At 44.4% G+C, this 3,424-nt stretch carries 1 protein-coding gene and 1 pseudogene; both read left to right on the forward strand.

What is annotated here, in order from left to right:
• Positions 1-111: 111 nt before the first annotated feature.
• Positions 112-3,113 (forward strand): annotated as a pseudogene (locus tag ACCI49_RS23990) (Tn3 family transposase).
• A 62-nt stretch (positions 3,114-3,175) separates the two neighbouring features.
• A complete protein-coding gene (locus ACCI49_RS23995; protein ID WP_371841774.1) occupies positions 3,176-3,343 on the forward strand; it encodes a hypothetical protein in 168 nt (55 codons plus the stop codon).
• The last annotated feature ends 81 nt before the right edge of the window (positions 3,344-3,424 follow it).

Below are 3,424 nucleotides of genomic sequence, written 5' to 3' on the forward strand. Positions count from 1 at the left end.
ATATAACCAAAAGTTAGCAAAATTGTATTGTACAATACAATTTTGCTAACTTTTGGTTATATGTAGGGTATATCTATAACTTAAAGTCATAAAAATAAAAAAGAGACGCTTTTGCCCAATTTAACCATACTCAGTCGTCACCGTCGAAGGGTCTTCGACAGTACTCCTAAGCTCAATGCAGATGAGCGCATGGTTTATATCAATGTTGACGTTGATACTCGAAAATATTTACGTAATAAGAAATCTCACCGAAAAGTGGGTTACCTTCTGAACAAAGCTTACTTTCAGGCCAAAGGTCGATTCTTTGATCTATCGGAGGCTCACAAGCGTGATATCAACGTTGCTGCCAAACGATTGAATCTCGGGTCCAACTTTACTTTCAACCCAAAAGAATACTCCACTACTCTGCAGAAAGAAGACAAACATACCATTTTAAAAGCAAATGGATGGACAGCTTATCAACCGAGCTTCGCGAGTGAACTGTTGGGCGTCGCCAGTTTACTGGTGGCTCGAAGATATGAAACGGAAAGAATCCTGTTTTCACTGCTGGATTACTGCTGGGCAAAACGGGTTACGATCCCACCCTATGCGACGTTGGCCAAGATTGTCACCGAAAGCATGCGCGAGTATGAGTCATCGGTCTTGGAACGTTGGCAAAAACACAGTTCAGAACTCGTTCGTCAATCCCTATTAAATCTGGTGTATTCACGTAAAGCTCCATTGGCCCTTAGTGAACTGAAAACCATCGATCAGGATGATTCGCTTACGGTCATGACCAAGAATGCCAGTTTACTGGCGTTTTGTCGGGATCAGTTTCTGGAGGCTCAAGCCAGTTTGGAATTAGTCAAACTGCTGCCCGAAGGTGTCCGGCATTTTGCTGACCAAATTAACAGGAATGACTTGGCGCAGCTACGCCGACAAAAAGATGAAATCAGATTGAGTCTTAGCCTAGCGTGCTTCATCCAAGATCAGTTCTATCAAAGGCAGGACGCCACCTTGATTGCCTTCAGGAAAACCATCCGCAGCGCGATCAACACTGCAAAGAAGAGCGATCTTAAGGTTCGAGCGCAACGTGAAGATGACAATCTGGATATGAATCGCCGTGTTGTCGATTCTGCAAAGCAATCCCGTGCGGTTTTAAGAGAAGTCTACAACATCTCCAAAGACGAGAAAAAGCCACTGTCACAAAGGAATGAACAAGTCGTCCAGTTAATTGAGGCGTTCTTCGGTGACGGTAATGAAGATGATATTGATCGAGCCTTCGACGACCTAGAAAAAGATCTTCTCAACCTGCAAAAGCGAAAGGGCTATTACCAGTACTTATTTGATCAACACCGCAGCTTAATAAGAAAACTCTCACCCGCTTTGCGGTCATTGAGTTTTGATCTGGAGCATTCTAACCCTGACTTAATAGAAGCCATCGAGTACTTCTGCACCCAAAACGGCGAATTCACTGACAGAACGCCTATGTCTTTTCTGAAAGAGAATGAAGCGGACCTAGTCTTGGAAGAATCCAACCTTCCCGCGATTTCTCGTTGGAAGATCCTTCTTTTCTGTGCCGTCATCTTTAGCATTAGGGATAAGAAGCTGATTTTGAAATATTCCTACAAGTTTAGGTTGGATCGGAGTTATCTGATTCCAATGCAAGATTGGTTGGCAAGTAAGGAAATGATTATACGCCAAGCCAATCTGGAAGCATTCGTTGATGGACCTAAAGTGCTGGAGACTATAGGCCGCGAACTAAACGAGCAGTTTTATCGTGTAAATGACCTTATTGACCAGGATGAAATTGAAGGGCTGCGGAAACGAACATCTGGATGGACATTAAGGAACCTCGAATCCGATTACGACAACTCAAAGTTCATACCATCACTGTTAAACGACAATAATGTCGTGACCTTATATGAACTCTTGGCAGAAATCGACAACTATACAGATTTCTCCCAAGCCCTAAAAAATAATAAATCCGGCAAGGAGCTGTCTGGCAAGAAGCTAAAACAGGTCTACGCCACGATTATGAGCCTAGGCACTAACCTTGGCCATCACAATATGGAACGTGCTGCTCGGAATATTTCTGAAAAGCAATTACGAGATACCGAGAAACAGTGGGTATCTCCCTCTTCTCTGGCTAAGGCAAATGAGGCAATGGTTTCGTTGACGGTAAGAAAATCACCGTTGCTGTAAACTCTTTACTGGCCAATTTCTCATACAAATATTATGGAAAGGAGCAAGGCATAACCGCCAATTCATTTGTCGATGATTCACAGGCCTTCTTCAATGTAAATGTGCACACCTCCTCAGAGCGTGAAGCAGCTTCCATGTTGGATGGCATGGTCGAGTCGACGCGAGTGCTTTACCCTGAAAGCGAAATGAAACACTGGCACTCTACTGATCAGCACGGCTTTACGGAAGCTATCTTTGCAGGAATGCATTTTATCAACGTTAGGTTTGCTCCTAGATTTGCCAAGATCCATGATCAAACGTTGTGGGCTTACGACGCGAAAACCAAACAAGCTATGAATGGGCGAACGGTCAAAGCGGGACGGATTGTTAACCGGAAGAGCATTCTCAAACAGTGGGATCAAATCCTACACTTAATGGCATCCATCAAGCTCGGATATTGTTCAGCCGCACACATGTTCCGAATGTTGTCAGCTCAATCACCAAAATCAGACTTGTATGGGGCATTGCAAGGCTTTGGACAAATGCTGAAAACTTCCTACATATTGAACTATTTGGGATGTACTGAGTTACGAAGGATTGTTCAAAAGCAATTGAATCGTATTGAGCATGGCCAAAAGCTATCTGAAGCTGTCTTCTTTGCCCGACAAGGCAAACTCATGGTGGGTTCAGATATTGAAATCCAGAAAGCCATGATGTGTAAGACGCTTTTAAAAAACGCCATCATCATCTGGAACTATCTTTTCCTTTCTGACTATTGCTGCCAACTACCAAATGATCAACAGCGCCAAGAGGTCATCGATTCCATTGCTAACGGTTCGGTAATTGCTTGGGCACACGTCAACATGCACGGGGTCTATGATTTTGATCGCTCACCTGGGAAGTCGTTCAAATCGACGATTTCGCAGATGCGTGCGTTGAAGCTGAAATGAACGGGCGGCGTGATCAGCAGAAAATCGGATCAAAGCAGTGATAGACTGCTTCACTTGGATCTATGGGCGCAAGGAGGCCTTTAAATCTGGATCGTTACTCGGCAGATTTCTGTGCTCTTGATAGTGATGGTTACCATGTTGCCGAGGTGGTCATAGATACAGATTCGATTCAGGCCGGAGATATAGTGCCGCTTGAGAAAAGCGTTACCTGCATGGGTGGTGCTGGCTAGCAATACCAGCGAGGTGAGTAAGTATCCCCCGGCAAAGCCGGGGGCTTTAATTTTGTGAGCCGCTCTAAGCGGCAATTACGG

Origin of the sequence: Microbulbifer epialgicus (assembly GCF_041447265.1) — a bacterium.
GTDB lineage: Bacteria > Pseudomonadota > Gammaproteobacteria > Pseudomonadales > Cellvibrionaceae > Microbulbifer > Microbulbifer epialgicus.

Bases quoted from the DNA above. Each gene is read 5' to 3' on its own strand.
- ACCI49_RS23995 (WP_371841774.1), top strand. From the start codon at position 3,176: ATGGGCGCAAGGAGGCCTTTAAATCTGGATCGTTACTCGGCAGATTTC.